The organism is Candidatus Woesearchaeota archaeon, assembly GCA_027858315.1.
In the GTDB taxonomy this organism is placed as follows: Archaea; Nanobdellota; Nanobdellia; order Woesearchaeales; family UBA583; genus UBA583.
In genome coordinates, this window is the sequence record JAQICV010000071.1 from 1 (window position 1) to 5102 (window position 5102).

Below are 5102 nucleotides of genomic sequence, written 5' to 3' on the forward strand. Positions count from 1 at the left end.
GACATCTTCTCCACAAGCATTTGATTGGTACGCTCCGTATCAAATTGTTTTAAACCTTCAATAAGAATATTATTTGCAGAATGGATATCTCGATCTTGAGTATATCCACACTTACATTCGTAACAAGTTCTATAATTTTCCATTAGTTTCTTTCTCCTATAGAGGGATGAAATATCACCCCTCTATTTAATTTAATAAAAAATCCTTTTCTTTGACTCTTCTTTTCTGACTTGACTATAATATTGATCTTTAACTAAATACCCCACTATTTTCATTATTGACCCAAGTGCTTCCCCTCCACAATAAGGACAATTTTCACCAAAAAAGTTATGATCATCTTTACAATATTGCCACTTACGAATTTCAGACCAATAAATAATACCTTTTTTAGCTAACAGATTATTAAAATTCCAAGCATCTTCAAAAGAAGTCCATTCTTCTCCTAGATTAGCATGGAAGATTTGACCTCCTCCTGTCTTACCATCAAGAAGTCCAGATACCCTAATTCTTTCTTCCATAGGAAAGTTAGTATCTAAACCACACCATTGATTACTATAAATATTTTTATCTTTAATAGGAAAATCTTTATATAAAGTTCGATCTTTACTTAAAAGTTTAGCACCTGTAGATTCACCGGGGATAACTTCGCTATTCTGTGTAAATCCATATTTTTCTATAGTCCCTTCCCCTAAAGAGTTTATATAATCTAATATATCAGTAACATAATCTATACCATTGTCATTATAGAATTTTTCACCTATCTTATTAGTTTCAATACCACCTAAAATATCAACAAATTCTTCTATACCATTTAACCCTATCGTAGCAAACTGTTTTTCTAGTCTCATAAGTCCATAGCTATATACTGGTAATAGACCTCTATCAATATTCTTTTGTAAAATTATTCTATGTGCTTTATGAAACTTTTGAATTAATTCTACTTTTTCTTTAACTAGTTCTTTTACTTTATTAAAATCTCCTTTAGCAAGATAAGCTATTCTAGGAAGATTTAGTGTAACTACTTTTGAACTACCAATATTCAAATCAGTACCACCTATAGAATTAAAATTACCAGTTAACTCTTCAGGTTTATTCTTAATAGCTTCAGTATCAAAATTCATACGACAGCACGCAGAAAGGATACCTGCATCTTCAGCTACATAGATATTACAGTCACCGTATTTCATATTATGTTTAACTACATATTTAGCCATGTCTTCATCCTGATATTTACCATCTTTAAAAATCATAGAAGCTGTCATAACTGGAAAAGTAAAACTCTTTTTATCTCTTGCCATATTCAGAAAATCCAAAAAATCTTTCTGATATTGCATAAAATCTTCTATGTAATCAATAGCAAAAGTACCATCATCAAATTCTAATCCTCCAAATAGACCTACAAAATATTCTCTATCCATGATAGTAAAATTAGTATAAGCAGATTGAATTCCATGTTTTAAGAAAGGCTGATTAAGAGAGAAAATTATATGCTGAAATGATTGTTCTTTTTCTTTTTCTGCTTTTTCTTTAGAAATATATCCTGTATTGATATCATTTAACCAAAACTTCATTTGATATAATAGGAAATCTGGAAGACCTACAGCCCCTGCTTGCTGGTTAGTAGCCCATGCTACAAATTCAATAATATGTGAATTAAAAGTATTAAGGTGTTTTGGTTTTTCAGCTTTCATTTCTCCGATGAAGAATAAACCTTGTTCAGCTACATCTTTAATAGAATATGCAAAGCAATAGCTCATATACGATGTTAAGGTCGAATCATTTTCATAGATATCTCCATATATTTTATTTTTTAAATATTGATCTGCAATTTCAATTCCGAATTCTTCTTTCATTTCAATGTAGATTTTATTATATGATAAAAGCTTCATTAAAGGTTTATTTGATTCATTTAATAATGTATTCATATTTTGTGAAGATACATTACTGTTATCATCTATACTAGCATTGGCTGTATTGTTACTTCTTAAAAACTCTTTAAAAAATCTTGTAGGATCAAGGTTCTGATTGGCTAACCCTTCCAGTTTTACTAGTTCATGATGTTTATGTTTAATGTCCATAAATGTTCTTTCAAAGTCCTGGTCTAAACTAATTCCTAAATGCACTTTTTATGCCCCCATTCTTTCTTGTTCTTTCATTCTATAGATATATTGATTTGATGATCCTAATATACCCCCATTATTTAATTCTTCTATATACTCACCACATACTAACGTATCAAAGTAAGATGTGTCAATATTTTCTTCAATAATATCTTCTATATACCTCCATGTATATAATAAAGTATCTATATGATTTTCTTTATATTGTTTTGCTAACTCAATAACAAACTGTCTATTTATATCAGCTAATGGTTCACCACCTATAAAAGCAATTTTACATTCTCCAAAAGTTTCTTGATAGAATTTTACTTTTGGAAGTGTTATCTCTAATACTTCTTCTATAGATAATAATGTACCAACTTTATCTTTCTGTAAGTGTTTGTTCTGACACTCTTTACAAAATCCATTAACTCTAGGACAAACAGTAGCTATATCACAGTATGCTAAATATAAAGAAATGGTTGGTGTGCCTAATCCGTCAGCACCAATAGATTCACGTATAGTTATCCATCTCTTCAATTTTTATACCCCTCTATCTTATTTTTTATATATTCTAAAAGTATTTATAGACCTCCCTAGTAGACAAGAAAACCAGAGAAATCTATCTCTGGTTCCTATCTATAATAGTTAAGTCTATAGAAAAAGATTGATCTAAATTCCGCATTTTCTTAAAGATTCTTTATAATTATTTGGATTTTATAACTATTTGGATAATGTGCTTTAAAAGAGAAGATAAAAGGAATTCTTTTTTTACCTACATTAATTTTTTTACCTACGTGCTTATATCCCATCCAGAAAAAAGGAACTTTAGTAGCTACATCATTTCCATTCCTTATCGAATTAAAACCTTTCCACCGATCATCAGGAGCGTTCCATGATACAACTCTAGGACAGCCATATACATAAGAATTAACCTCAATATTTGGAAAGTGATAACGAATATCTTCATGAGCTAAGATAGATAAACCAGCACCTTGACTATGACCTAGAATCTCTATTTCTTTTATATCTTCATCAGCACAAACTTTTAATACTTCTTCTCTAATGGACTTATATTTTTTTAAAAATCCAGCATGGACATAAAACCTCTTCTTCATATCTTTATAGGGAACTATAAAGGCATTAAAATTTTGTAGCCAATCTTTTTTAGAGAATGATCCTTGAAATCTTAGTATGAGTGTATCTTCTGTTTTATAGAAATCCCATTGTGTATCTGTTTCTTTATTTTCATAAGGATAAGGTAGTCTAATTGCTTCATCAATCCTTTCTTCAAAATTAGTCATAATATATCTCCCTAGTCTAGTTGATTAAGAATAGTAATCATATCTATATAGTTTTTAATTTCACCGTCTTCAGTTTCACAAAAAGGAAAGGCACTAATACCATTATTTTCTGCTACAGACATAATCAATCTTGTATCAGATATTTTTATATAAGGATAACTCTTTTCATTAAATTTTGTTTCTAGTATCCTACATTTAGGACAACCGTTTGAATATAATTTAATCATTATTCTAACTCCTCAATTATTTCTCTTTTAAGTTCTTTAGACCACTCTTCCGTTTTATCTGCTACCCATTCAGCATATTCATCACAAATTTCTTCTTGAATAAACTCTTCTAGTGCTTGACCCTCCATATCATCTTCAGGATAAACTTCTATTTCTACTTGTTCTATACGATCTGAACCCATAATACTAGTACCTACACCAAACTCTACAATTAGTTTAATCATTCTTCTACCTCTACATAGTCTTCATCATATACTAAAATACCATATTCTCCTATATCTATAGGTTCATCATTAAAATCAATATTAACATTACTACTAGAAACTCCAATTAGTTTACTTGTACCACCATTTCCAGCATAATGACTAATCCTGGCATTTTCCCAAGCTTTATCAATAGCATCTTCCCTATTTTCGGCTTCTACATCTACCGTAACAAAACAAGCATAAGGTATTTCTACTCTATATTTCATACCTATACCTCCCTTTCCAATTCCATAGCAAATCTTTCTGAAAGAATTTCTTGCATTTCAGTGTTATCAGAATAATTATCACCTATACCTATAAATGCTTCAGAAGTTTTTTGTGTATCATATCCAGCTAAGATCATAAATCTATAAAAAGCATCAGCTATTTTAAACTCATTAAAGTCTTCTTCAATATCTACGTGGTAAGTTAGTCCTTCTTCAGGTTTTGTAATTGTTAGCATATACTAACCCTCCAATATAATTGTTTTAGGGAAAGTAGCAATAGTGTTAGTATCTTCTTTCACAAAATCTAAATCATTATCTTTGGAAAATTTTAAAATAGCCTTTTCATCTAATTTAAGGAAAAGTTTTTTATCTAAGGCAAAGTCCATAGCTTTCTTTTTGTCTACAATGGATTGTGTAGTTCTCTCTTGAACTTTGATACCCCCTATATAAGTCTTTTCTCCTGTTTCTTTAAAATTCTTAATAGCTTCATCAGTTAAAATACTCTTCTGATCATCAATACTAGCTAAAATATTATTATATTCTTTATCCTTTTTAAGCTGATCAATTTTCTTATTCATTTCATCTTTAATTACTTTCACTTCAGCATCGATACTTTCTAATGTTTCTATATTTTCCTTTAATTCCTTTAACATAAACACCTCCTTTATGCTTTATATAATATATAGTTATTATATCAGATTAGCTTAATTTTAGCAAGTTCTTTTTCTAAAATAGATTCAATATTATGATAATCTTTATAGAATATTCTAATTAGTTTATAACCACTATCTTTACAGTATTTGTTCTTCATAGAATCTCTTTTTTTTAGTTCTTTAAATTCTTTTATACCACCAAAAAATTCATTAGATTCATAGTGTTGAATACCATCGTATTCTATAAGGATAAATAAGTTTCCTTTATCATCTAATAGCCCAAAATCAAACCTTAATTTTTTCTTATACACTAAATTTTTAAAAGTAAATTGAGACACATAATTAAT

9 protein-coding genes are annotated in these 5102 nt (G+C 29.0%); all 9 read right to left on the minus strand.

Annotated features, from left to right (window positions below; all coding sequences use genetic code 11):
* Positions 1–191 precede the first annotated feature (191 nt).
* A complete protein-coding gene (locus PF569_06495; GenBank protein MDA3855887.1) occupies positions 192–2123 on the minus strand; it encodes an anaerobic ribonucleoside-triphosphate reductase in 1932 nt (643 codons plus the stop codon).
* A gap of 3 nt (positions 2124–2126) precedes the next feature.
* Entirely contained in the window at positions 2127–2639 is a 513-nt protein-coding gene (locus tag PF569_06500; GenBank protein ID MDA3855888.1) for a 4Fe-4S cluster-binding domain-containing protein, read from the minus strand.
* A 149-nt stretch (positions 2640–2788) separates the two neighbouring features.
* Complete coding sequence (locus tag PF569_06505; GenBank protein ID MDA3855889.1) at positions 2789–3403, minus strand: lipase family protein; 615 nt, start codon at positions 3401–3403, stop codon at positions 2789–2791.
* 11 nt (positions 3404–3414) lie between these two features.
* Positions 3415–3630 (minus strand): hypothetical protein, encoded by a 216-nt coding sequence (locus PF569_06510; GenBank protein MDA3855890.1) that lies wholly within the window; start codon positions 3628–3630, stop codon positions 3415–3417.
* On the minus strand, positions 3630–3854 hold the full coding sequence (locus tag PF569_06515) for a hypothetical protein (protein ID MDA3855891.1): 225 nt from the start codon (positions 3852–3854) through the stop codon (positions 3630–3632). Before PF569_06515 ends, PF569_06510 begins: the two co-directional genes overlap by 1 nt.
* The gene (locus PF569_06520; GenBank protein MDA3855892.1) at positions 3851–4102 is read right to left on the minus strand and encodes a hypothetical protein; all 252 of its coding nucleotides are present in this window, start codon (positions 4100–4102) and stop codon (positions 3851–3853) included. The genes PF569_06515 and PF569_06520 overlap by 4 nt, the downstream gene beginning before the upstream one ends.
* A 2-nt stretch (positions 4103–4104) precedes the next feature.
* A complete protein-coding gene (locus PF569_06525) occupies positions 4105–4338 on the minus strand; it encodes a hypothetical protein (protein ID MDA3855893.1) in 234 nt (77 codons plus the stop codon).
* Positions 4339–4341: 3 nt separating this feature from the next.
* On the minus strand, positions 4342–4755 hold the full coding sequence (locus PF569_06530) for a hypothetical protein (GenBank protein ID MDA3855894.1): 414 nt from the start codon (positions 4753–4755) through the stop codon (positions 4342–4344).
* Between the two features lie 41 nt (positions 4756–4796).
* A partial coding sequence (locus PF569_06535; GenBank protein ID MDA3855895.1) for a DUF2726 domain-containing protein occupies positions 4797–5102 on the minus strand: 306 nt, incomplete at its 5' end.